The organism is Aliiglaciecola sp. LCG003 (assembly GCF_030316135.1).
In the GTDB taxonomy this organism is placed as follows: Bacteria; Pseudomonadota; Gammaproteobacteria; order Enterobacterales; family Alteromonadaceae; genus Aliiglaciecola.
In genome coordinates this window covers 426,416-451,970 of record NZ_CP128185.1, presented here as the reverse complement: position 1 = coordinate 451,970, position 25,555 = coordinate 426,416, and the positions used below count along the sequence as shown (strand labels likewise).

General features: G+C 43.6%; 23 protein-coding genes. 12 read left to right on the top strand and 11 right to left on the bottom strand.

What is annotated here, in order from left to right; genetic code table 11:
• The first annotated feature begins 26 nt into the window (after window positions 1–26).
• Window positions 27–383 carry a hypothetical protein gene (locus tag QR722_RS01905; RefSeq protein WP_286285072.1) on the top strand — a complete coding sequence of 119 codons (357 nt, stop codon included), beginning with the start codon at window positions 27–29 and terminating at the stop codon, window positions 381–383.
• 35 nt (window positions 384–418) lie between these two features.
• On the opposite strand, the gene QR722_RS01900 is transcribed toward QR722_RS01905, so the two are convergent.
• A complete protein-coding gene (locus QR722_RS01900) occupies window positions 419–1,168 on the bottom strand; it encodes a ferredoxin--NADP reductase (RefSeq protein WP_286285071.1) in 750 nt (249 codons plus the stop codon).
• 157 nt (window positions 1,169–1,325) lie between these two features.
• On the opposite strand from QR722_RS01900, the gene folM reads away from it, so the two are divergent.
• The 5 genes from folM (at window position 1,326) to QR722_RS01875 (ending at window position 7,153) form a co-directional block, all read left to right on the top strand.
• The gene (gene folM, locus QR722_RS01895) at window positions 1,326–2,033 is read left to right on the top strand and encodes a dihydromonapterin reductase (protein ID WP_286285070.1); all 708 of its coding nucleotides are present in this window, start codon (window positions 1,326–1,328) and stop codon (window positions 2,031–2,033) included.
• Window positions 2,034–2,140: 107 nt separating this feature from the next.
• The gene (locus QR722_RS01890; protein ID WP_286285069.1) at window positions 2,141–4,174 is read left to right on the top strand and encodes a TonB-dependent receptor; all 2,034 of its coding nucleotides are present in this window, start codon (window positions 2,141–2,143) and stop codon (window positions 4,172–4,174) included.
• Between the two features lie 63 nt (window positions 4,175–4,237).
• Window positions 4,238–5,293 carry an agmatine deiminase family protein gene (locus tag QR722_RS01885; protein ID WP_286285068.1) on the top strand — a complete coding sequence of 352 codons (1,056 nt, stop codon included), beginning with the start codon at window positions 4,238–4,240 and terminating at the stop codon, window positions 5,291–5,293.
• A gap of 9 nt (window positions 5,294–5,302) precedes the next feature.
• Window positions 5,303–6,196, top strand: coding sequence for a carbon-nitrogen hydrolase (locus tag QR722_RS01880; RefSeq protein ID WP_286285067.1), 894 nt, complete (start codon window positions 5,303–5,305; stop codon window positions 6,194–6,196).
• Between the two features lie 150 nt (window positions 6,197–6,346).
• Window positions 6,347–7,153, top strand: a complete 807-nt coding sequence (locus QR722_RS01875; protein ID WP_286285066.1) for a transporter substrate-binding domain-containing protein — start codon at window positions 6,347–6,349, stop codon at window positions 7,151–7,153.
• Between the two features lie 48 nt (window positions 7,154–7,201).
• Here QR722_RS01875 and QR722_RS01870 read toward each other — a convergent pair whose 3' ends face one another.
• Entirely contained in the window at window positions 7,202–7,810 is a 609-nt protein-coding gene (locus tag QR722_RS01870) for a glutathione S-transferase family protein (protein ID WP_286287519.1), read from the bottom strand.
• A gap of 166 nt (window positions 7,811–7,976) precedes the next feature.
• Here QR722_RS01870 and QR722_RS01865 point away from each other — a divergent pair, with 166 nt between their 5' ends.
• Entirely contained in the window at window positions 7,977–8,333 is a 357-nt protein-coding gene (locus tag QR722_RS01865; protein ID WP_286285065.1) for a DUF2237 family protein, read from the top strand.
• A gap of 25 nt (window positions 8,334–8,358) precedes the next feature.
• Here the strand turns inward: QR722_RS01865 and QR722_RS01860 are convergent, their stop codons facing one another.
• From QR722_RS01860 to QR722_RS01830, 7 genes are all read right to left on the bottom strand, one after another.
• Window positions 8,359–8,787 (bottom strand): DUF4112 domain-containing protein, encoded by a 429-nt coding sequence (locus tag QR722_RS01860; protein WP_286285064.1) that lies wholly within the window; start codon window positions 8,785–8,787, stop codon window positions 8,359–8,361.
• Window positions 8,784–9,863, bottom strand: coding sequence for a ferrochelatase (gene hemH, locus QR722_RS01855; RefSeq protein WP_286285063.1), 1,080 nt, complete (start codon window positions 9,861–9,863; stop codon window positions 8,784–8,786). The genes QR722_RS01860 and hemH overlap by 4 nt, the downstream gene beginning before the upstream one ends.
• 129 nt (window positions 9,864–9,992) lie before the next feature.
• Window positions 9,993–11,588 (bottom strand): AbgT family transporter, encoded by a 1,596-nt coding sequence (locus tag QR722_RS01850; protein ID WP_502872453.1) that lies wholly within the window; start codon window positions 11,586–11,588, stop codon window positions 9,993–9,995.
• A 159-nt stretch (window positions 11,589–11,747) separates the two neighbouring features.
• Window positions 11,748–13,046 (bottom strand): ATP-binding protein, encoded by a 1,299-nt coding sequence (locus QR722_RS01845; protein WP_286285061.1) that lies wholly within the window; start codon window positions 13,044–13,046, stop codon window positions 11,748–11,750.
• A gap of 30 nt (window positions 13,047–13,076) precedes the next feature.
• Window positions 13,077–13,781, bottom strand: a complete 705-nt coding sequence (locus QR722_RS01840; protein ID WP_286285060.1) for a response regulator — start codon at window positions 13,779–13,781, stop codon at window positions 13,077–13,079.
• Between the two features lie 69 nt (window positions 13,782–13,850).
• Window positions 13,851–14,270 (bottom strand): DUF3019 domain-containing protein, encoded by a 420-nt coding sequence (locus QR722_RS01835; protein ID WP_286285059.1) that lies wholly within the window; start codon window positions 14,268–14,270, stop codon window positions 13,851–13,853.
• The gene (locus tag QR722_RS01830) at window positions 14,260–15,102 is read right to left on the bottom strand and encodes a MipA/OmpV family protein (RefSeq protein ID WP_286285058.1); all 843 of its coding nucleotides are present in this window, start codon (window positions 15,100–15,102) and stop codon (window positions 14,260–14,262) included. Before QR722_RS01830 ends, QR722_RS01835 begins: the two co-directional genes overlap by 11 nt.
• A 269-nt stretch (window positions 15,103–15,371) precedes the next feature.
• Here QR722_RS01830 and QR722_RS01825 point away from each other — a divergent pair, with 269 nt between their 5' ends.
• The 4 genes from QR722_RS01825 to QR722_RS01810 are packed head-to-tail and all read left to right on the top strand — an operon-like array spanning window position 15,372 to window position 20,357.
• A complete protein-coding gene (locus tag QR722_RS01825; protein WP_286285057.1) occupies window positions 15,372–15,923 on the top strand; it encodes a hypothetical protein in 552 nt (183 codons plus the stop codon).
• A gap of 11 nt (window positions 15,924–15,934) precedes the next feature.
• Window positions 15,935–17,704 carry an OmpA family protein gene (locus QR722_RS01820; RefSeq protein ID WP_286285056.1) on the top strand — a complete coding sequence of 590 codons (1,770 nt, stop codon included), beginning with the start codon at window positions 15,935–15,937 and terminating at the stop codon, window positions 17,702–17,704.
• Window positions 17,705–17,725: 21 nt separating this feature from the next.
• On the top strand, window positions 17,726–18,217 hold the full coding sequence (locus QR722_RS01815) for a Rab family GTPase (protein WP_286285055.1): 492 nt from the start codon (window positions 17,726–17,728) through the stop codon (window positions 18,215–18,217).
• Window positions 18,218–18,224: 7 nt separating this feature from the next.
• Entirely contained in the window at window positions 18,225–20,357 is a 2,133-nt protein-coding gene (locus QR722_RS01810) for a putative bifunctional diguanylate cyclase/phosphodiesterase (RefSeq protein ID WP_286285054.1), read from the top strand.
• 45 nt (window positions 20,358–20,402) lie between these two features.
• On the opposite strand, the gene QR722_RS01805 is transcribed toward QR722_RS01810, so the two are convergent.
• Window positions 20,403–22,625 (bottom strand): dehydrogenase E1 component subunit alpha/beta, encoded by a 2,223-nt coding sequence (locus QR722_RS01805; RefSeq protein ID WP_286285053.1) that lies wholly within the window; start codon window positions 22,623–22,625, stop codon window positions 20,403–20,405.
• 69 nt (window positions 22,626–22,694) lie between these two features.
• Window positions 22,695–23,876, bottom strand: coding sequence for an acyl-CoA dehydrogenase (locus QR722_RS01800; protein WP_286285052.1), 1,182 nt, complete (start codon window positions 23,874–23,876; stop codon window positions 22,695–22,697).
• A gap of 406 nt (window positions 23,877–24,282) precedes the next feature.
• Between QR722_RS01800 and QR722_RS01795 the strand changes: the two genes are divergently transcribed.
• Window positions 24,283–25,554 carry a hypothetical protein gene (locus QR722_RS01795; RefSeq protein WP_286285051.1) on the top strand — a complete coding sequence of 424 codons (1,272 nt, stop codon included), beginning with the start codon at window positions 24,283–24,285 and terminating at the stop codon, window positions 25,552–25,554.
• Window position 25,555 lies beyond the last annotated feature (1 nt).

The window sequence follows — 25,555 nt, the reverse complement described above, 5'->3', positions numbered from 1 at the left end:
ACGATTAAGAACCAGTAGAGCAGCCAATGATATATGTTTTTCATGCTACACCTAAATTACAGCAAAAATTGCAAGCAGTTGAAAATGAACGTTTGTTAGTTTCAACCGTGATTAAACATATAGATTCATATTATTTTGCTACCCAAGTTAAACATTCTGAGTTAGATATAGCCTTTGCAGCAAGCGGTGGTCCAAGTCAATGGGTCAACACAGATAACATGGCGGTAGATTGTGCTCCTCTACCTCAAAGAGCGTCTCAGTTTGGAGATGTATTGGTTGAAAAAGCCAATGGTTTTGTGAGTTTATCTACCCCGGCAGGCTTCATTCCATTAGTTGATATAATTGAGCAACTTGGAAGCCTGCACAAAAAACAGCTCAATTAAGCTCAAGTACTATAATACTTATTGCAGGCAATTCCCTACCAGTATCTTTCCATACTAATTTGGCCTGGCGAGCGGCGCAGGTGCTTTTTGAACCCTCGCGCTTCCAACTCACTAATGGTTTGTTGGATCATGTCAGGGTTACCACATAACATCACCTGACAGTTGCTCGGGTCAAATTCCTGCCCACAGAGTGTAGAAATGGCATCGTCATTGATGAGTTGAGGGATGCGTCCCTGCAATGTATCAGCTACTGTTTGGCGACTGACAATTGGCACGAACTTAAATTGCAGTGGGTGTTCTGACAGCCATTTTTCTATTTTGGTCAAATAGGCTAAATCTTCAAATTGGCGAACCCCATACACCAGCACGATATTGTTGTAGGTATCCCAAGGTTGCGAGCTAGCCAAAATCGATAGAAATGGTCCCACGCCAGTACCAGTAGCAAGCAAGAACAGCGTTTCACTAGGAGGAACCTCATCGAGAACCAAGAATCCAGTAGGAGGAGACATTACCTTTAGCCTGTCGCCAACTTGGACTTCATGCAAACGGGGTGACAAACTTCCTTCAGCCACAGGTACAGCTATAATTTCAAGGCAACTTTCATCTGGGCCATTAACCAATGAATAGGGCCGAGACAACACCTTACCATCTGCCTGCTCAATGCCTATTTTGGTGAACTGCCCGGCGGTGAATTTAGGAAATTGCTCACAGCTAAACCGTAAACTAAACAAATGATCATTCCAATCAATTCGTTCAACTACTTTCGCATCATGCCACTTTGCCATTATATGCCCTCTTACTTATTTCCCCTACGCTATCATGTCTGTTTAAAAAGTGTAATAGCTGACAAATTATCCAATAAAATCTAGCTTATTATTTGTGAGCGGTTAATGGGAAGGTTAGTATTCTCCACCGAAATGAGTTCAGAGCGAGGACGTTACTATGGACAACCCCATCATTATTACCGGCGGAGCCCAACGAATAGGTTTGGCTGTTGCGGAAGAATTGTTGACGCTAGGACACGCGGTAGTAATTACCTACCGTACTGAACGAGCAAACTTAGCCGAGCTTCGTGACAAGGGAATTAGAACCATACAAGCTGATTTTAGCACAACTGGTGGCACCGCAGCCTTTATTCAATTTATTCGTCAAGAATACACAACCATCAGAGCCATTATTCATAACGCTTCAGATTGGGCAGCGGAAAGTCCGCAGTTGGATAGTGCTGAATTATTCTCGCGTATGATGCAAATACACGCCAGCACACCCTATCAAATCAATTTGGCTTTACAAGACAAACTCATACAACAGGGTACCACCACTGACATTATCCACATGACCGATTATGTGCAGGACAAAGGTAGCAAAAAGCATATTGCCTATGCTGCCAGTAAAGCGGCATTGCATAATCTAACCTTGTCATTTGCAGCTTCACTTGCGCCCCATGTTAAAGTTAACTCTATTGCGCCAGCACTTGTACTATTCAATCAAAATGATAGCCAAGAATACAAACAGCAAGCACTGAAAAAGTCGTTATTACAGACTAGTCCGGGCGCACAAGAGGTAGTAAAAACAATAAGTTATTTGCTAAATAGTGACTTTGTCACTGGCCGAACTATGCATCTAGATGGTGGCCGTCATTTAAAATAACCATTAAAATATCGCACTATTATCAATAGTGCGAAGTAGAAGTGTTCCGGTTTAGCATTTTATCCGTATAATCTTCCATTGATTTTTTTGTGCTATTGGAGTGCCTTTTGATACCTCGTCACCTAAGCGTGTTTCTGACCATTTTGCTTTGTATACTGAGTCAATTTTCAAGGGCTGATAGTATCGAAAAAATTACTGTTACGGCCAGCAGAGATGATTCTTCCTTATCTCAATTAAGCTCTAACTTAAGTGTTATAGGCAGCCAACAAATAGACGGCATTCAGGCTGAACATATCAATCAAGTCATGGCGCGTGTGCCCGGTGCATGGATCAGTCGAGGCAATGGACAAGAACATCTCACCGCCATCCGCTCTCCTGTTTTGACCGGCGCGGGCGGCTGCGGCGCTTTTTTTATCGCTCAAGATGGGATTTCAGCTCGAGCGAGCGGATTTTGCAACACCAATCAACTATTTGACCTCAACTCGGAACAAGCAGCCAGCATTGAGGTCCTCAGAGGCCCCGCCAGTGTATTATTTGGTAGCAATGCCGTACATGGCGTGGTTAATCTTGTTACACCAGAGATCGAACAACTAGCGCCTTTTTCAGTTGCACTAGAAAGTGGACCTCACGATTATTTGCGGACTAAAATCAGTACGGCTAAGCAATATCAATTCCATGGGTATGCGCTGCAATTCAATGGCACTCACGATGGCGGCTACCTTGACGACAGTGGCTATGAACAACAAAAGTTAACCTTAATTCATCAGTATCAGCATGATACCTTAAAGATCAAAAATGTATTTTCCGCTAGCAACCTTAATCAAGAAACAGCTGGCTTTATTCAAGGGTTTCAGGCCTATAGAGATCCGGCCCTGAAGCGGCAAAATCCTAACCCAGAGGCGTTTAGAGATAGCAAAAGTGCTCGAGCTTACAGCAAGATAAAATTGCGCACCGAACAGGGTAATACCCTAACCCTAACGCCCTATGTACGCTGGGCACAGATGGAATTTTTACAGCACTTTGTTCCTTGGCAACCGAATGAGAATAATAGCCAACGCAGTATTGGTGTGCAGGCACAATATAGCCAAAATTTAGCCCAACTAGCGTTGCTAACTGGGGTCGATGTTGACTTTACTCGCGGCGAATTACAGGAATACCAAGCCCAAAGCTTTTCGCCGGCCATACCGGCTGGACAGCACTATGATTATCAAGTTGATGCCCAAGTCCTTTCGCCTTTTGCGATCTTGAGGTGGCAAGCAAATGAACAACTGCGTCTCAGCAGTGGAATTCGTTTTGAAGACACTCGCTATAAATACGATAATCGCTTAGGGGACGGTGACGCCTGTGAAAGCGACGTCAGTGGCTGTCGTTTTACCCGTCCAGTTGATCAAGTTGTAAGCTTTGCAGAGTGGTCCATGCAACTTGGTTTTAACTATGCTGTAGCTGCACAACAGCATTTTTATGGGCAATGGTCGAACGGTTATCGTGCCCCCCAGACCACAGAGTTGTTCCGACTACAAGCGGGTCAGCAAAGCGCTGAATTAAGCCCAGAAACCATGGTAGGCATAGAATTGGGCTTGCGCGGCGCCACAAACATACTTTCCTATGATATTAGTCTTTTTAAGATGCAAAAAGACCATTTTATTTTTCAGGATACTAATAGGCAAAATATCAGTAATGGCCGCACCTCTCATCAAGGAATCGAGCTTCAAGTTAACGCACAACTGACAGAACATTGGTATGCTAGATTTAGCGGGAGTTTGGCGAAACACCGCTATGAAAATGATTTAAACATCAGCAGCATATCTATCTTAGATAACGAAATTGATACTGCCCCTGAGCATCTCGCCAGCGCTCAAATAGGCTGGAAAAATGCAAGCGGTCATAGTGTTGAGCTTGATTGGGCGCATACAGGTAACTATTTTCTAAATCCAGAGAATAGCGCTTCCTACTCAGGACATAATTTATTAAGTTTGCGCAGCTCTGTTCGTCTCTCAGAGCAAATCAACATCAGTTTACGGGTGATAAACCTGACCAACACTGATTATGCTGAACGGGCAGATTTTGCTTTTGGTAATTACCGATATTTCGTAGGTGAGCCCAGAAGTGTATATTTGAATATCAATTTATTGATGGAATAAATGACGATTTATCTTCAATTAGCGCATATAATTTGATGCATTATTAAAGGCAGTCCAATATCTATGAAACAAACACATACTCTGCTACCAGAATGGGCAGAACAAGAAGCTATTATATTGGCTTGGCCAGATGATAGAACTGACTGGAAGCCTTGGCTAGCCTCTGTTCGCCAAACTTATAAGCAATTAATTAGCGCCATCAGCGCCAATAACACAGCCGTAATATTATTAATCCGCGACGGCCAAATCGAATCTGCCAAACAGTTATTAGCGGGCATAGCTAAAGTACTTTTGATCAGAGCAGATTATAACGACACTTGGTGTCGCGACTACGCATTTCTAACTTGCAATGGGGAAGATGGGCTGCATCCAATTGAATTTCAGTTCAATGGATGGGGTCAAAAATTTGATGCCAACACTGATAACCAAGTCAATCAAACCGTTCTAGCGCCTTTATGCCGAAATCCGTTAACATCATTTTCGTTGGTAGCAGAAGGCGGCGCATTAGAAATCGACCAAAACGGACATTTATTGTCCACTGAACTGTGCCTGACTAATCCACTTAGAAACGGAACCTTAAGCCTCTCCGGTTATGAAGAGCAGTTTAAACAAATTCTGGGAGCAACTCAGGTAAGTATCTTGGGCAAGGGCCACCTTGAAGGTGATGACACCGATGGACACATTGATACCTTGGCACGTTACACTCCTACACAAGGTTTGGTGATCCAATCATGCTTTAATCGACCAGATGATAGCCATTTCGTCGGACTGTCTGATTTAGTGGCTGAGTGTCGTCACGCACTACCGAATCACACCATTTTTGAGTTACCCTTGCCGCATATAGTCAGCGAAGACGGTGAGCGGCTACCTGCATCCTACGCTAACTATTTAATTAATAACCAACAGATACTGTGCCCTATTTACCAGCAACCAGAAGACGATTTGGCATTGACCATTATACAGCAGGCCTATCCAGACTATACTATTGTAGCCATCGATAGCCTCCCTTTGGTTCAACAGTTCGGCAGTGTTCATTGCATCAGTATGCAAGTACCAAAAGGAACTTTGTTGCCTGAAGTCTTAAGCCAAGTTGCTCAACATCCAGTTATTTTTGCCTAAAGGGAAAATATGAAAGCTAAAACACTTAAAGTGGGACTGGTGCAACAATCCGTCTCCAGCAATGATAAAACACAAAATTGGCAAAAAAGTGCTAGTCAAGTAGCCAAGTTAGCCGCAGATGGTTGTGAGCTGATTATGTTGCAAGAACTGCACAGCACTTTGTATTTTTGCCAACAAGAAAATACCGATTACTTTGACTTGGCTGAAACCATTCCTGGCCCAGCAACGGATTTTTTCAGTGAGCTGGCCGCTAAACACAATATAGTGCTGATTACCTCGTTGTTCGAAAAACGCGGTTCGGGTTTATATCACAATACTGCTGTGGTATTTGACCGAAAACAAGGCATGGTCGGCAAATATAGAAAAATGCATATCCCGGATGACCCAGGTTTCTACGAGAAGTTTTATTTCACTCCAGGTGATTTAGGTTTCAATCCAATTGATACCAGTGTGGGCCGTCTAGGTGTGTTAGTTTGTTGGGACCAATGGTACCCGGAGGCGGCTAGATTGATGGCTATGGCAGGCGCAGATATGCTGTTTTATCCAACCGCTATTGGTTGGGATAAGAACGATACGCTAGAAGAGCAATCTCGCCAATTTAACGCATGGCAAACTATTCAGCGCTCTCATGCTGTAGCAAATTCTGTTCCGGTGATAGTGGCAAATCGAACGGGGTTTGAACCCTCTCCGGTTAGAGGAGACAGTGGCATTGAGTTTTGGGGACAAAGTTTCATTACCGGCCCGCAAGGTGAAGTTCTGGCTCAAGCCTCGAGTGATAAAGAGGAAACCTTAGCGGTTACATTGGATTTAACCCGCACAGAGCAAGTCAAGCGCATCTGGCCGTATTTTCGAGATCGCCGAATCGATGATTATCAAGACCTGACTAAACGCTGGCGTGATTAATAAGCTATGCAATCCTTTAAATTGCGCTATGCTTATTGCTTGCAATTGAGCAATCCACATAGAGATGGTAATTAATTTGATAAAGTTGACCAAATAATAGTGTTTATTAGAACATTAACATTCGCACTAGTATGCCTGAGTCATTTGGTAATGGCTCAACCGATTAGATATCTGAATAACACAGATACTGTTGACAAACATGGTGGTTATTTCGTTGAGTTGCTGGAGCTTGCCTTAGAGAAGTCAAGAATCAAGTACGGTGATTATGAATTGATCCCTGTCAAAGTCTTAATGCGTCAGGAACGCCAGTTTAAAAGTTTGAATACCGACGTAATAGATTTAATGTGGACGGTGACGACCAAGGAAAGGGAGCAGAACGCCTTACCGATCCGCATACCTTTGTTGAAAGGTCTGATTGGTTATCGAGTGTTAGTGATAGATGAAAATAAACTCTCAACCTTTGAGAAAATAAAAACCTTACCGCAGCTTGCCAAGCTAACTGGGGTGCAGGGCCACGATTGGCCAGATACGTTAATTTTGGAACAGGCAGGTCTTCAAATAGAGCGCGTTGTATGGCATGCCTCTATGTACAAGCTTGTTAGTGGCGACATAGTAGATTACTTTCCTCGTTCAGTTTTAGAAGTACTTGAAGAACTAGACCGGGCTAAAGATAAAACTCTAGTGATAGATCCCTACCACCTAATTGTGTATCCCAGTGCAATTTATTTTTTTACTCAACGTGAAAACAAAGTGTTAGCCGAGCGCATTGAATTTGGGTTGCGTCAAGCCGTTGAAGATGGCTCTTTTGATAAGTTATTTTTATCCTTTCCTGGTCACAAAAGGGCATTAGAAGAGATCCCGCTAAAAGACCGTGAGATTTACCGCATCGATAATCCCTTTATGCCAGAAGGTACGCCGACAGATGAGAAAGGTCTGTGGATGCCGCTAGATTCATAAATTAAGCCAGTGACTAGTATTTTACTAGTCACTAATAATAACCTTATTTTAAGCTGAAGCGCTCGGGCGTTGGCTGATTTGTTGATACCAGCGGGCTAAATTTATTTGATCTTGTTTGATTTTAACCTTCACCACGCGACCAAAATCAATCGCACATAAGGTGGTAATGTCGGCAATTGAAAAGGTTTTGCCAGCGACAAATTCAGACTCCCCTAATCGTCTTTCTAGCACTTTCAAATATCGATTAGCAATGTCTCCAGCAACGGCTCCGTATTCAGCAACAGGAGTCATTCGGTCTTTAAAATAACCGGTGGAATGTTGAAAGCACATGCCAATTTGCATAAATAAACTAAATTCAACTTGGCGCTGCCACATTTCGATTTGAGCCTGCTCCAAAGGCGTCGTGCCCATTAGTCTAGGCTCAGGTTGTAAGGCTTCAAAATAGCGACATATTGCCACCGATTCACTGATGCAAGTACCATCATCAAGCTCTAATACCGGCACTTTACCAATCGGATTTTTTAGGCGCATTTCGGCGGTTATATTTTCGCCTTTTTGCAGATCTAACTGCACATATTCCATCGGTATATTTTTTTCGGCAAGGAATATTCTTACTCGACGAGGAGTTGGTGCGGTATGAGTGTCGTATATTTTCATGGCGGCAACTTTATCAGTTTGACTAGGATACAATTGAGCATAGCGCTGCCCAGCTATATTCGGCAAATCATCTTTACCGTTAAAGAAGTATCAGCTGAGTTTATATATTGCTCAAGGCTAGTGCATAGACAATAATGATTAGATATTCCCATGAGGAGCAATAACAATGGCAAATGCACTTAACGTGTTGGATAAACCACTACAACTTTGCTGCGGTAACGGCGGGTATACCCGCGAAGGATTTTGCTATGTGCCTGCAAGTGATGCAGGTAACCATAGCGTTTGCGTCATTGCATCAGAAGAGTTTTTAGTGTTTTCCAAGCAGGTCGGCAATGATTTATCCACTCCTGTGCCAGAGTTCGCCTTTGCAGGTTTGAAACCAGGAGACAGATGGTGTTTATGCGCAATTAGGTGGGAGCAAGCAAGGCTTGCTGGTTTCGCCCCTAAGGTAATTTTAGAAGCCACCAATAAAGCATGTTTGAGTGTAGTAAAACTTTCTGACTTACAACAAAATGCTAAGTGAACTTGGGGTTAATCTCATAACGGAATTATTCAGGGTCCAGTTGCCAGCTATCTAGATGTAGCTGGGTCTGCTGATCCAACTGCTGTTTATTTTGATCCAACCACCAACGCTCCATTAATCGCACATTGGCTCGATTAGACTTATAAAAGATATCGGCAATATCACCCAAGAATGGGATTAAACCTATCAGAAAGTCAATAAAGGTATTACGCATCATGGCAAACAACAGCCGTTTTGGCATACCCATAGCTTTACCCATAATGATCAAAGTGGCGGCCACACACAACATGATAAAATCGCCGACGACCGGGATTAAACCAATGATGAAATCCAGCCCTAGGGTTATCCGTGTAAAAGGGATTTTAATCGCTGTATCAGAAAGGTTGGCAATTTTTTGCGCCATCAACAGCGACTTAGGAACATTCAGCCCGGTTAGTGGTTTATCAGTACTCATTTCAAAGCTCCTATCGCCATTGCACGCTGCTGACGAGTATCATTGTCTAAATGAACATCCCAGCCCTGCAAATTGTCGTTAATCAATGCTTGTAAGAATTCAATATGAGCCTCATCACTGTTTAGTGATGGGATATACTCATATCGCTTGCCTCCAGCTTCGAGAAAATAATCACGATTTTCGATGCCAATTTCCTCTATGGTTTCTAAACAATCTGAAGAGAAGCCAGGACAGACAATTTGGACCGATTCAACTCCCTGAGCCGGCAACCCTTGAAGGGTATGATCAGTATAGGGTTTGAGCCACTCTTCGCGACCAAACCTCGACTGAAAGGTAGTCATATATTCCGTGCTCGACAAGCCCAAGTTCTCTGCAATTAATCGCGAGGTCTTATAACATTGACAGTGGTACGGATCACCGTTGTCCAAATAACGCTTGGGTATACCATGATAAGAAAAAATTAATTTAGCAGCTTTATCATGTTGCTGCCAGTGAGCACGTATTTTATCCGCAACTGCTTTTATGTACCTAGGATCATCACAATATTGAGAAACAAAGCGAAAATCCGGCAGCCATCGTCTAGCCTTAAAATCTGCGGCGATGGCATCAAATGTAGAGCCTGAAGTCGAACCACTATATTGAGGATAGAGCGGCAGCACCAAAAGCTTGCGTACGCCCTGCTTGAGCATTTTGTCTACAGTGGTCGCAATTGCCGGGTTGCCATAGCGCATGGCATGCTCTACCACAACTCCTTCGCCCCACTGAACTTGGAGCTTATTGCGCAAGGCGTTCGCTTGATTCACTGTGTGCACCATCAAAGGTGATCCATCCTCTCCCCAAACAGTTTTATAAGCTTTGGCGGAGCGTTTAGGACGAATATTTAATATCACCAGATTCAGAATTAACCACCACAACAGGCGCGGGATTTCGACCACTCTAGGGTCGGATAAAAACTCCTTCAAATACGGTTTTAACGCTTGTTTTGTTGGAGCTTCTGGCGTTCCAAGATTAGTAATGATAACGCCAACTTTATCAGCTTGTTTGTGAGTAAAATCAGGACTGCCGGTATATTTCATATGTGTTTAGTCTGCTTGTGAACGAATTAGGTTACTCGGATGGTTACGGTCTAAACTGCTTTTTGGATGTCAACGATGATTCAATAGTGGCAAATCACCGTTGACAGGGTTAGCTTATTTTACCTTTGACTATGGCGTATACATAGTCGCAGCGCCGGGGCCAACGGGGAAGCCAAACAAAAAGACCCAAACATAAAATAACAGCGTCCAACCGACGATAAAGGTGAGGGAGTAAGGTAGCATAGTCGCTATGAGCGTCCCCATTCCTAAATCTTTTTTGTATTTCACCGCCATCGCTAAAATCAAACCAAAATAACTCATCATTGGAGATATGACGTTAGTCACCGAATCGCCAATTCTATAAGCTGCCTGAATCACTTCAGGCGCAAAGCCCACAAGCATTAACATTGGAACGAATATTGGCGCAGTCACAGCCCATTGGGCTGAGGCACTGCCGAGCGACAAATTCACCACTCCACACATCAGGATAAACAGAATAAAGACTTCAGGACCATCTAATCCCATAGAGGTCAGCATAGAAGCACCTTTTACCGCCAGTACAGTGCCTAGGTTAGTCCATTTAAAAAAGGCGACAAATTGCGCAGCAAAAAAGACCAAGGTAATGTAAAGGCCCATAGAGCCCATACTTTTTGTCATCGCACTGATGATGTCTTTATCATTTTTCATGGTCCCAGCTACGCGACCGTAGACAAAACCAGGTATTGCAAAGGTAATAAAAATGAAAGCTACGATACCTTTTAAAAATGGCGAACCGGCTACCGCGCCAGTCTCAGGATGACGTAAAATACCGTTCTCTGGTACTATCGTTAGCGCCAATAAGACACATACAGCCAAGAATGCTAAACCAGCCATTTTGAGTGCCTTTTTCTCTTGTGCACTGGGTGCGCTCATCGTTTGATGTTCTAGTTCAACTGAGGCTTCTGATTCATCATAAACCCCTAGTCTAGGTTCAACTATCTTCTCAGTGACAAACGCCCCCATAGCCGCAACTAAGAAGGTACTGACAAACATAAAGTACCAATTTACTTCGGGCCCGACGACATATTCGGGTTCAATCATATGAGCCGCTGCTTCAGTAATGCCCGATAATAAGGGGTCAACTGTGCCAAGTAACAGGTTGGCACTGTAACCGCCGGACACCCCGGCAAAAGCGGCAGCTAATCCGGCTAGGGGGTGACGGCCCAATGAATGGAAAATCATCGCAGCTAAGGGAATAAGTACAACATAACCCAGTTCAGACGCTGTATTAGACAAAATCCCCGCTAGCACTATGGTCACTGTGACCATACGCTTAGATGCATTCATCACCATGGCGCGCATGGCGGTCGATAGCAAACCCGAGTGCTCTGCAACTGAAACACCTAACAATGCCACCAGCACCGTGCCCAAAGGCGCAAAGCCGGTAAAGTTGGTAACGAGCCCAGTGACGATTCGTTGCAAGCCCTCTGCATTAAATAGGGAAATAACTTCAATCATGCCATCAGGATCACGACCTTTGGCACCTAATGGCCTAGGGTCGGCAACGGCAATATCGAAATAGCCTAAAATGCCACTTAGCAGCACAATAAAAAGGGCTAAAATTGCGAAAAGTGTGACGGGATGGGGAAGTAGATTACCTAGCCATTCTACCGTTGCTAGAAAACGGTTAAACCATCCGGAGCTGTTATTCCCTGACGGCTGCTTGCCTGTTTGATTTACCACCAAAACGGATCCTCTGTCGTATCATTATTATTTTTTTGTATGATACCGAATTTACTCATCAATGGGCAGCAAAGGGTGAAAATAGTAAGGAAAAACCCAGCGAAATCATTACACCTCGACACTCATGCATAGAGCAGCTTAACGTCAGCATTTTTGGAGACGCTATTGCTGGATAGGAAAAATCAGCGTGAAGCAGGCTCCGCCTAACTTATTTGACCTAGTGATAGTGACATGGCCTTGGTGCCAATGCATAACGCGACTGACAATAGCCAATCCTAATCCAAAGCTATTAGTTTGCCGATTGCGACTGGACTCAACAGTGACAAAAGGAGTAAAAATAGTGTCCCATTTATCAAAAGGCACCCCAGGACCATTATCATGTATGGCTATCGCGAGTTGCTGATTGGTGCAATTACAATGTACCAAAATCTGATCTTCTGCATAACTCAAAGCATTACTAAGCAGGTTGGTCACTGCACGATGTACCCAGTGACCATCGAGTTTTAATTTTTTAGTCTTAAATTCAATATCGTATTCTAACTGAATGCTTTTTTGCAGTGCTAATGGTGCGATTTCATTGACACTTTGACGAACCAGTTGGCCTATTTCGACTTCTTCTAATTGTAAGTTCTGGGCTTTTCGTTCCATGCTGGCATAGGACAAAAAAGCCTCAAGCATAGATTCAAGCCTGGTTAGTTCATCCTCAACACGCAGGATATATTGCTCTCGCTTGCTTTGATCATTGGTATCCAAGGCGGCCTCAATGCCAAATCGCAAGCAGGCAACGGGAGTTCGTAAATCATGGGATAGACTCTCCGCTAGTAATTTATTATCGGCTACTAGGGTTTCTATCTGTGCCGCCATACGATTAAAATTCAGCTCCAAGTCTCGAATATAAGACCATTTACTTGGAGAGATCCGCTCTTCCAACCGACCTTCACCAAATTTTGCCGCGGTATTGGTTAATAATGACAGCCTAGATGTCAGCGGCACTAACCAAAGTGCAAGAGATATCCCAACCCCCACGTAGAGTGCCAAGGTGAGCATAAAATCCAAGTTTTGCCTTTCGGCACCAAGTTGCTCAACCGTCAATCGAAGTAAATAACGGGGATGTTTTGGAATACTAACGAATAGGAAGGAGCTGTCATTCGATTGCAGCATCAGTTTACCTGATTGTGTTAACTCTTTATCAAGCTCTTGGGGTAAGGCCAAATTCGCCAGTGGTTCTAAACGAAACTGTAAAGCAAATTGATCGGCCAAAGTCGCCACCGATAAGGACAATTCTGGCTCATCCACACTAGCCAATTGGGACGCCGCGCCGCGCACTATCTTTTCATAAAGCTCGAGTTCTATTAGTGGCTGGGCATTATAGCTCTTGTCTGCGATGAGGTCTAAAATCCAGCCGATCAAAATCAGGCTTCCCACTACAGTGAATAGAACGCTTAGGTAAATTCGTTTCATGAGAGCCTACGGGGGTCGCTGAAAGATATTTTATTCATCCCAGGCATCTGCGATAAATAGGTAGCCCTTTCCCCATATGGTTTTAAATTTTTTAGGCTCCTGAGGATTATCATTGAATTTTTTGCGTAAGTTAGACACGAGTACATCCATGCGCCGATCAAGTCCATCGTACTCCCGGCCAATCAGAGCTTTGAAAACCGCATCTCGGTCCAAGACTGTTCCTGCATTGCTTGCCAGCAACCACAACAAAGAGAAAAGGCTGGTTGATAATTCAATATTTTGTCCCTGATAAGTAACCCGTTTTGAGTCTCCGTTGATGTGTAACTTGCCAAACATTAATTCGTTAAGGTTGCGCACCGGATTGGTCTCTTGCATCCGCAAAATTGCCTTGATGCGCGCAAGTAAAGCTCTGGGCCTGACCGGTTTAATCACATAGTCGTTGGCACCAACTTCTAAACCAACCACTTCATCGAATTCATCGGCTCGTGCGGTCATCATGATGATAGGTACATTTGATATTTTTCGTAACGCTTTGCAGACATCAATTCCGTCCATTCCAGGCAACATAATGTCGAGTAACACAAGATCGGCTTCATGCTGTTTGATGTGTTCAACGACTTCATCGCCGCGGGCAATATGGGCAACATTAAATCCATGTTCTTGAAGATATTCACGCACCCATTGGGCCAATGATGCATCATCTTCAACTAATAATATGTTGGCGTATTCGATCATCACTCTTGCTCTTATTAGTAAATGTATCCTTCAGGTCAGCGCAATGAGAACATGCGCTGCCCCTTCCCTTTAAAATAAACGCCAACGGCGCTTTCTAGCGTTAGACTCGTATAACCAACTCACTTTTATGACTGTCCTAGCAAGGGGTTCTGGTTTACCGTTACTCGTCTCTTGGGGAGGGACGACCAAATGTAATAAGACATCTTCTTTGGATTCCATCTCATAGATAAATTCCCCTTTAACCTGCCCTTTCCAACACTGTAAAATTCTGCTGGACTGACTATCCGCTAGGCACAAGGATTGCGATGCGTTCGCTGTCCAGTTGATTCTTACTTGAGCATAACAGACTCGGCCTTGGGTTAAGGCTACACATTGATTAGGCTGAGCGACCATTTTGACCTGCGCATCGCCTAAGGTTTGTGCGTACAAACCTTGATGAAATAGAATCATTAAACACGCTACCGCAATCCCTTTGCAGTTAGAATACATAGCTGACACTCATCTTGAATCGCACAACATTTTGTCGCGCTACTAAGGGACTATTCTTAATAGTGTTCGAGTAATGACTGACGGTGGTGCCGACGGTAAATAGCCAACTTGCGGACAAGGGGTACCGTGCTATGGCTTCTACTTCTGCGCGAAGGCCTCTACTGGGTTGATAGTAGGGGCGATTAACTGCAACTTCAGCGGCGTCGACTCCAAAGTAGTAATCAGTCATATTTTGTGAAAACAAAGTTAGTCCTGCGCCGACAGAAATATCCCAATTCCGATTCTCAATCACATGACTATAAAAAGTGTCTATCACCCAGCCTTTATGGCGCCGGGTTAGTAAGTCAGCTGATAAGTCGACCCAAGCCACCGCATTATCCAAATATCTTAGGTAGCGAATGCCTTGGCTAGGTGAATACTTGCGTGTATTAATTCCGGCTAACTGCTGATTAAACTGATTATCTATCAATCCCACGCTTGTTTGATTGTATCCCGCCACATAATTTTTGTTGATCAGGGCGACTTCATAGTCCTCATCTAAATGCAGTTCATAACCTAGCTCCGTTGCCCCGATATAACCGGATGAGCGATAGCGATTCGACTGAATAAAGAAACCTTTGTAATACAAATCAAGCCAAATATCGACGGTAGTAAAATCGGCAAATTCATGTTGCTCGCCACCTTTAATCAAAGTTGGGTCGCTGACCAGACCCATTTCAACGGTGACATTCCAACTTAGACCATTATTGGGCTCATCAGCCATAGCTGGGGCCATAATAATGCTACTGGGTGCAATAGCTAAAAACAAAAACTGAAGGATAGTGCGAATCAAATCCGTGACCTACAAAAATACGACTGTGGCTATCATAGCAAAAGCGAAAATGAAGTTTCATAAAAGGGATTAGATTAAGTGTTTAAAATTTGTAATTTTTTGTACGTTGAAGGCAATATTGTGCTGTCACTAGATAAGAAAGCCCGATAAATTAACCTCTCTAAGCTAGATTAAATTGAAAACGTTTTAGATTTCAAGCCTTTCCTATGCCACATTTAGTTTTTTTGAGTTATGCTTGATGAATAAAGCATCATTATAGGGATGACGATATGGCGACAAAAAAATCACAACCGCAGACAAACGACACGGCTCAAGCCTCAGATCAACAAGGCGCTAGCTCGGAGTTGGATACCCTTCGCCAGATTGTATTTGGTGCTGCAAAAGCCGACTTGGAACATCGTTTGACGCTGATTGAACAGCATATGCAAGCAAACTTCCAGCAAGTCGAACAAGCCATGCTAGAAAACGTAAAAGAGTTGCAAACCTCCTTGTCGGAAAGCTTCGATCGCTTAACCACTCACATCAGCAGTGTGGATAAACATTTTGAAGACAAAACCGCAGAGCTGCAATCCAGTACTGAAAAGTTGTCATCCGAGTTAGAGATGTCTGATACCAATGGTCGCCAAGAAACCGATGAACTCCATACTCGGCTAGATAAAGAAGTCGCTATGTTAACCGCCAAGTATGATGCCCGGTTCACCGAAGCCTTAGCTCGATTAGATCAAGTCACCAAAGAACTAAGTTCCACTAAAACAGATCGGAAAACCCTAGCTAAGCTGCTGGCCACTATGGCTATCAATCTAGAAACTGACGAAGAGTAGCTCGATTTTTTATGCCAGATGAACCTCACAGCATGGCAGCAGGAACAGATAGCGCAGATTTGATTAAGTTGCGTAGCATTATTCTTGGCGAAGACCATGAGCACATCAAACAGGTATTGAATGACAATGCCCGTGAAATGGTGTCGGAGGTTGTCATTGAAGCCTTGCGTGATCGGCAAAAACAGGATGACGGTCTAAGTCAGGTACTAACGCCTATCGTAGAAAAGTCGGTGCAGCATTCAGTTAATACCCACAGTGAGCAATTTGTTGGCTATTTATACCCTCTGGTGGGGCGCTTAGTACGCAAATCGGTAACGGCATTTCTCGGCGAGTTTTTAGCCAAAACCAATGAGCTTATAGAAAACAGTTTAACCCCAAAGGGTTTATTGTGGAGACTAAAAGCTTGGCAGGCCGGGGTGAGTTTTTCACAATATGTAGCCACTCAAACCTTTATATTTCGGGTTGAACAGGTTTTATTGATCCATAGGAAAACTGGCATTTTGCTTCATTCGGTTGCCCGCTCAAAGCAAGAATCTAGCGACGCAGATTTAGTTTCCAGCATGCTTACCGCTATCAATGACTTTGTTGCTGACTCCTTCTCGCCTCAAAAAATTGAGCATGAGCAGAATTTACAGGTCATTAAAACCGATGATTTTTCGTTAGTGATAAAACGCGGCCCAAGGTTACTATTAGTCGCTGCAGTGGCAGGCAACATCCCGCAAGACATTTCAACCAAGTTCCAAAAGACCAACGAAAACATTCATAAACTCTATGCCCGAGAAATCGCCGAATTCGATGGTGATACCTTGCCCTTCGAGTCAACTGAGCAACAACTGCAAGAATGTTTATTAGTTGAGATGCGCCCCGGCATGGACAAGAAACGCAAAAAGCCGTGGCTGGCAATAACACTGGTTAGCCTGATTCTCATTGCGTGTGGTTATCTAGGCTGGCTAAGTTACCAACAAAGTAAGTTATTAGATAAGGTTCACAGGTTAGACAAAGAACCAGGAATTATTGTCACCCGCATCAATCCTTCAGGATGGTTTAATATTCAATTGGCGGTGTTACGAGACCCAGAAACCATCAGTATTCAAGATTGGTTACAACAGCAAAACATTGCCACACAAAGGGTGTTGGTCACTGAAAAGCATTATCTATCCCTTGAACATAGTATGCTGGCTAAGCGACTGGGTTCACTAATAGAACAGTACCCCGATATCAGCTTAACATGGCAAGGCTCGGTACCTCAGCTCCAAGGAAAATTAGCTATTGCTGATCGTCAGAGGTTAGCGGCGAAATTGGCTGCACTAAGCGGTCTAGCTAACCCATCAGAGCTAGTCGAAAAGATTGAAATCTCCGAGCTTAATACAGTTTCAGAAGATAACCCCGAGATCCTGCGAACCCTATTCGACATTAACATGGCTAGAATCGAGCGCACTCAAGTTGAATTTGAGCAAGGTAAAAGTGATTTGGATGCTTTGGGTAAAGAAAACTTACGCACCGTGGCGAGTTATTTGAGGCGTGCCATGGATTTAGCTAAAAAGCTGGAGTTAAACGTGGGATTGATTATTATGGGAGCTAGCGATTCTTCCGGTTCTCCTCAGTATAATCAGGCGCTAAGTCGAAAAAGAGCCCTAAGTGCACAAGCATTTTTAATCGAGCAAGGCATTGAAGCAGGATATTTAAGTGCCATTGGATTAGGAGTGGTGGAAATTGAAGCAAGCCGTTCCGACGTGCGGAAGGTGATATTTAAAGTCGTCAATTTTTCAACTGAACAGTAAAGTTATGGCAGTATAGAAACCATGATCCAAAAGAAAATTTGCTTACTTGGCCCATCAGGAGTAGGCAAAACCAGTTTAGTCAGACAGTTCGTAGAAGGTATTTTCTCGGATAAATACCTGACGACTATTGGCGTTAAAATTGATAAAAAGCTAATTGACCTTGCCATCGAGCAAGTGCAGCTTATGGTCTGGGATTTAGAAGGCATAGACAGATACTGTGGGTTTCAAGCTAGGTACCTGCGTGGTGCATCAGCTTACGTTATCGTTACCGATCATACACGTTCACAAAGTTTGGTTGAGGCACTTGAAATTCATCACATGGCAAGAGCGGTTTCCAATGTTCCGGCTATTCTGGTGGTTAATAAATGTGATCTCGATGTAGCCTGGCATTGGACAGAAGATGAGTTAAACGGATACAGCAAAGAATTTGTCGCATCTTTCAACACTAGCGCTAAAACGGGCCAGCAAGTGGAAGAGATGTTCAAGTTTGTTGCCCAGCTCACACTAAAATGAGGTGCATATGCAACAGTCTCTAATCCAGGCTTTGGGCATAGTAAATTGTGCAATATTGAAACGGCTTGACGAGGACCACTTTCAAGTCGTACACAATAACCAAGATTGGTTTTACGCCCTTGCACCGGAAGCTGAACACAAGTCATCTTTTGTTTTCTCCAAAAACTCTGCCTTCCTTGAGTACTTTTTTGTAGATGCTGAAAATTTCTGGAAAATTGGCAATGACGGGCAAATTCAATCAGGTATTTGGAGTGAACAAACGGCGAATGCCTTACTTCGCCTAGAAGCGATAGCGGCAGTATCTAAGGGCGAGTCATATCTAGTCATCAATAATTTAGAAGCTGACTACAATAAGCAACAAAAAACCCTGCAAATTGCCCGAGAGCTCCTTATTTCCAATGACCAAATGCAGGCACAGCATGACTATTTGCACGCCAGATTAGACGAAGTGTTACATCAGAAACATGACCTGCAATCGTTGCAAAAGCCAATTGACGAAGTTATTCAAAAAGCCGAAATAGGCGTGATCATTACTGACGCTAACTTTCAGCTCATTAGTCAGAATCCCTATGCATTTGAATTATTTGAATTGGCTAATCAACAAACCAACACTAGCCCGTTGGAAATAGTACAGGGTTTATTCAACAAGCAATTTCCCGAATTTGACCGTATAGTCCATACCTCAAGTCGCTGGCATGGAGAATTGTTTTGGCACAAAGCGCCCTATACTAGCAAATGGCTGCAACTGGCCTTATATCCTGTGAAGGATATTAATCAAAATACGCAAAATTGGGTGTTTATTCTCAGTGATGTATCACGACTTAAATACCTAACCCAAAAGAATGAAAAACTGAGTTTGTATGACACCGTGACTAATTTGCCAAATCGACAATTATTTTGGCAGACTCTGGAACATAACATTGAAACCTCTAAACATTGTTTTGTGTTGTATATGGATGTAAAACATTTCAAGCGGGTTAACGAGATATATGGCCATCAAACAGGCGATCATCTGCTGGTCAATATAGCGGAACGAGTCAGCTCTTTACTGGGTGAAAATGATCTTTGCGCAAGGATAGGAGGCAATGAATTTGGTCTATTACTGCAAGAATATAAAGATCAGCAACAATGTCTAGAGTTTTCCCAGCGCCTGATAGAGCTGATAGAGCAGCCTTTTTACACTGATGGTGATGACAAACTGCAAATTGCGATCAATATTGGCGCAGCTCACTTCCCCTCTGATGCCAATGATTCAGAAGAATTAATGAAGTTTGCTGATTTAGCCATGTTCGCCGCCAAAAAATCCAACAAAAGTAAATTGAGTTTCTATTCCAAAGCACTCAAGGAAGCGTCAACCAAGCGATTAGAGTTAGAAAAGTCGCTACGTATCGCGATTGAAGAAGGCCAGTTTGAACTATACCTGCAACCCATTGTGGACCTTCACAGCAACCAAATTATTAAAGCTGAAGCACTTATTCGCTGGCGCCTGCCGGATGGCAGTTTAACGAGTCCAGATGAATTTATTCCGCTGGCCGAGCAGACAGGTCTGATCATTCCAATCGGTAACTGGGTCATGACCCGCGCAGCTGAAATGCTTAAGACCTTGTTACAGCATAAACCAGGCTTGAGAATTTCAGTTAATTTATCTCCCCGACAAGTGGCCGATCGTAACATTTTTGACTTCATCAAATCGGTCCTTAAACACGCGGGCATCCCTGCCAGTAATCTGGAACTTGAACTGACAGAAGGGGTATTGATAGAAAGTTTTGAAAAGGTTCAAAAGCTACTACATGATGTGCGCAGTTTAGGTATCTCTGTCTCCATCGATGATTTTGGGACAGGTTACAGCTCTTTGGCTTATTTACAAAAATTGCCAATTGATCATTTGAAAATTGACCGCTCTTTCGTGCGTGATCTAGAAACAAATGAGAGTGACAAAGCCATAGTGTTAGCTGTCATAGCGCTGGCCCATAGTTTGAAGTTAAGTGTTATTGCTGAGGGCGTTGAGAACATCGCTCAAATGCAATTTTTGGTTAAGCACCAGTGTGATAAAGCCCAAGGGTATCTGTTCAGCAGGCCAATACCCTTTGACGACTTTTGTCAGTTACTAGTGATGGAGAAAAAAAATAACAGCCTGTGAACTTCATAAGCTTTGTTCAGCAAGAGCCACTTGCAACTGTATATACTATTGCTTAATCAGCGCCACTGCCATATCGATAATCTGTTGCTTACTCGGTAATACTTCATACGATGCATTACCTAATGGAATGAAACAGTCTTGAGCGGTTAATCGTCTACTTGTGATTCTCTCATTATGCTCATATATCAAGGTCATTAGGGCTTCACTGATAGAGCCTGTTTTGCGGCATTCATCGACAATTAAAATCTTTTCACAAGCCTTTACCTGCTCGATGATGGCCGTTTCATTCAGAGGCGCCAACCAGCGCAGATCAACCACTCGAACTTCAAAACCTTGCTCTTGCAGCTCTTTTTGTGCTTGGCAAGATAGGTAAAAGCCATTTCCATAGGAAATAATACACAGCTGTTTTCCGTCTCCTTTGACACCAATATCCCCTACCCCCATGACTCGATTTTGTTGCGGCGGAACATATTCGAACGACCATAATTGGTCCCCGTCCTCATGCAAATCTTTCTTCATATACAATGCAATGGGTTCAATAAAAATAACCACTCGTTGCTCTATTTGCGCTGTTGCCACACAAGTTCTAAACATATCCACCGCGTCAGCCCCGTTTGAGGGACAGGCAATTATGACGCCTGGAATGTCACGAAAAACAGCAAAGGAGTTATCATTGTGAAAATGACCACCAAATCCTCGTTGGTAAGCCAATCCGGCAATGCGGATCACCATAGGATTGGTAAATTGACCGTTTGAGAAGAACGACAAGGTTGCTGCTTCACCACGGATTTGATCTTCTGCGTTATGCACATAGGCGAGAAATTGGATTTCAGGGATAGGCAAGTAGCCATTGTGGGCCAAACCGATAGCCGCACCTAAAATAGATTGCTCATCGAGTAAGGTGTTAACTACCCGACTGGGACCGAACTTATCACTTAACTTAGCGGTGACATTATACACCCCACCTTTTTTGCCAACGTCTTCACCAAAGATCAACGCGTTACTATAGCTGGCCAGCACATCCAATAGCGCCCAATTGAGCAGCTTCGCCATATGCTGTTTCTTATTGAGGTTATGCTTTTCGTGACTGAACAAGTCAGCTCGTTGCTGTGAATTTAGTTGCACAAAACTATCTTTCACTGTCTGTGAGGGTATTAAGCTCGCTTGTATTTGCTGCGCTGACGTCAGCCGTGGCCGAGCGGCAGCCTTTTCGCTAAGCTCTTCCACCAGCTTATCAATATTTTGGTATAAATCGATAATACCTTGAGTATCTAGAATGTGGTTATCTAATATAAGCTTAGCACTGTGTAACAAGGGATCCTGCGCTTCATTTTCTTCTATACATTGCTGGGTTCGGTAGGCGAACTCAGAATCCGATCCGGCATGGCCCAAGAGTCTCACCGTGCGCACGTGCAGAAATACCGGTTTATGTAATTGCCGTGCAATACGCGCCGCTTGTTTAGCATTTCGATAGGTATCGAGCAAATTTAGGCCATCACATTCTAGATAATGAATGCCGGGTCTATTTTCAAAGTTAGCTTTGATCCAGCCCTTTGGCGTGGCGGTGGAAATACCAATATTATTGTCCTCACAGACAAACACTATGGGCAGAGGAACCGATTGAAATGCGGCCCAAGCTGCAGTATTAAATGCTCCTTGCGCAGTAGAATGGTTCGCTGAAGCATCACCAAAGCTACATATAATGACGCTATCATCAGGCAAAACTGTTTTAATTTTAGCTTGTTCAGAGCTTTGCTTGCGATGGGCTAAGGCTAAACTAAACGCAGTCCCTACTGCTTTGGGTAGGTGAGACGCAATAGTGCTGGTTTGTGGAGGAATAAAAAGCGACTTGCTACCTAGTACTTTATGACGTCCCCCTGAAACAGGATCTTCACTTGACGCACAAAAGCTCAATAACATGTCATACAAGGGCTGCTGATTGGGCTCGTGTTTGGCCCGTTGAATCACGAAGGCTGCGCTGCGATAATGCAAAAAAGCCATATCTGTGGTTCTAAATGCCATTGAAATGGCTGCATTGCCTTCATGGCCAGCACTACCAATGGTATAAAAACTCTGTCCTGCTTTTTGCAGCTCTCGGGATCTGAGATCCAAATGGCGGCTCATTATTTGGCTTTCAAATAAATCCAGCAACTGAGCTGCGTCTAAGTTGGCAGCTTGCAAAGACAATTTAATATTGGACGGGGGGAATTCGCCTCCACGAACTTTGTCGATGAACACTTGCTTGAACAATTGATTGCGATCCTGCATCTGGCTCTCCGCGATTATGCTTATTTTAATTGGGACTGTTTTAACCTGCTACCAAGAAAAATCCAGATGTTAACTGGTGAAAGCCTGCAAGCCAGTTTGCGCCCGACCTAAAATCAAGGCATGGATATCATGTGTCCCTTCATAGGTATTCACCGCCTCTAAATTCATCACGTGCCTAATTACATGAAATTCATCAGAAATCCCATTCCCACCGTGCATATCACGGGCGACTCGAGCGATATCTAATGCCTTCCCGCAAGAGTTGCGTTTGATAAGTGAAATTACTTCAGGGGCTAGTGCATTTTGATCCATCAGGCGGCCCGCTTGTAAACACCCTAACAAACCTAAAGCAATTTCAGTTTGCATATCGGCCAATTTCTTTTGAATCAATTGGTTAGCTGCCAATGGCCGACCGAACTGACTGCGGTCGAGGCAATACTGACGTGCAGCGTGCCAGCAAAACTCAGCCGCGCCAAGAGCGCCCCAAGCAATGCCATAGCGGGCTTTATTCAGACAGCCAAATGGTCCTTTCAACCCCGTTACATTTGGCAATATATTTTCCTCTGGCACAAAAACGTTATCCATTACAATTTCACCGGTAATTGAGGCACGCAACGAGAACTTACCCTCAATTTTGGGGGCCGTTAACCCACCCATGCCTTTTTCGAGAATAAAGCCGCGGATCACGCCATTTAGTTTAGCCCAAACAACAAACACATCTGCAATGGGTGAATTAGTAATCCACATCTTGTTTCCCGTCAGCACATAGCCCCCATCTGCAGGCTTAGCATGAGTAGTCATGCTAGCCGGATCCGACCCTGAATTAGGTTCTGTCAGCCCAAAACAGCCTACCCATTCGCCACTGGCCAATTTAGGTAAATACTTAAGTCGTTGCTGTTCGCTGCCGTAAGTATAAATAGGATGCATCACTAGGGATGATTGCACACTCATGGCGCTGCGATATCCGCTGTCTACTCGCTCAACTTCTCGAGCAATTAATCCATAGGCGACATAGCTGACCCCAGCACAACCATACTCCGTAGGCAACGTAGCCCCGAGTAGGCCTAGTTCCCCCATCTCGGTCATGATGTCACGATCAAAATATTCTTCACGATTAGCTTTCAACACTCTGGTCATAAGGCGTTGTTGGCAAAATTGATGAGCGGTGTCTTTCAACATGCGCTCTTCCTCTGACAACATAGCATTTAAATGAAACGGGTCTTGCCAATCGAATTGTGCCAATCCAGACATAAATACTCCACGTAGCGGTTATTCAATATTTAATAAAGCTAAACTAGCATGTTAAAAAAAAGTTAACTATGACTGAAAAAAAATATTTGCCGGTCTAACTGTAAGCTCGACTATACAAATTTAGCTGGATTAACTCTCAATTTCTATAAGCTAAACCCTTAGGTTGTGCAGATTCAGCTCCGCCAATTAACCTTGTATTTTATGGATATTTCGCCACGTTGCTGGCCAACATTCGGCGATTTCAAATAGCTTGAATCATCAACTGGGTGACGAAAGTCATTGATTAGATTATTTATTAGCCAGTTGGTATTTATTGCAGGGATTCAGTCTGTCACTGCAAGTGTGAACAATGTTACATTTGTCCACTGCGTTCTTGGATACACTCAACTGACCTACAGGAAGTACCATGTCGACAAAAATCACTTCTGACCCGAAATGGGATGCCATTACCCTGTGTCCCTTAGATATTACCTTTGCTCTGAAGCTAGGTAGCGACCAAAGTTCAGCAAACAGTATTGAAGTGTTAGAGCAACTTAGGGATATTAATCCTTCAATCCAAATTGAAATCCGTGATGACACAAGTCACAAGCAGGCTCTAGAAGGGGCAGAGTACCTATCGACGCAAGACGACGTTAGCACCTTGCGATTGTTCAAATGGTATTTTAATCAACAAAACTGTGAAGTGGTTTACCATGTTTTTCCGAATCAGTTGGCCATCTGTGAAGTCCGCTTGTCAGGTATACATGCTGAAAACGCAGCAGACTTAGATAATCTAGTTTTACAACGTACCGATGAGGCTATCCATCTTTCCCAAGGCATATTTGAGCAACAGATCACACAAAGCCTGCGCCAATTGGATAGTAATTTGGTTGTTTTCGAGAACCAAGCCCATAAGGGCAAAATTTATTGGCCCTCTCGAACCTTGTTACTCAATCAACAGCAGTTAGACGATACAAAGACCCAAGCTGTAGTAACACAGTGGTTAAGTGATACCCATCGACCTCAGGATGCCGAAAAAATATTTGCCGGCCAATTAAACGCCTCAATGACTTGGTTGAAGTATGTGGTAGTGGATTGTGCAAAGAATAATGATTACCGCTTGGAAACCATGATCCTCGCGCAATACTGCTATACCGCTCAAGAAAAATGCAACCAGCAAGTAAAAAAGGCCATTGAACTGGCCTTTTCTGGGCATCACAAAAAACTCGAAAAAGATCTCACCCAAGCAAGAAACGCCCTTGAGCAAAGCCGTGTTTCTGCAAAGTTGCATCAAGTTGCCGTCAACGAGACATTACGTCATTTAACTCGCAGAAAACGTCGTTTAATTGACGATATTTTTCAAGCGTGGGAGTACGACAGATTAGTCGACAATGGCCAGTTAATGTTGGATTTATGCTCAGATAAAATCCAAGAAGCTAACAACCGCCAAACAAAGATTAGTGCTTCAAAAACGGAGTACATTCTAATTGGCATCAGCTTATTTACGGTATTGGATTTCTTCTTCTTTATCACCCAGTTCAGTCGAGAGGCCATGTCGCGGCCGACCTTAGATCACAACGATGGTGGTCCTTCCACGTTGCTGACAATGATCGCCACCATCCCCGCAGACACCATGTTCTTTGCCGGCATCGTTTTCGCAGGTCTCATTTTCTACGCTTACAAAAAAGTCAAAGGATAAA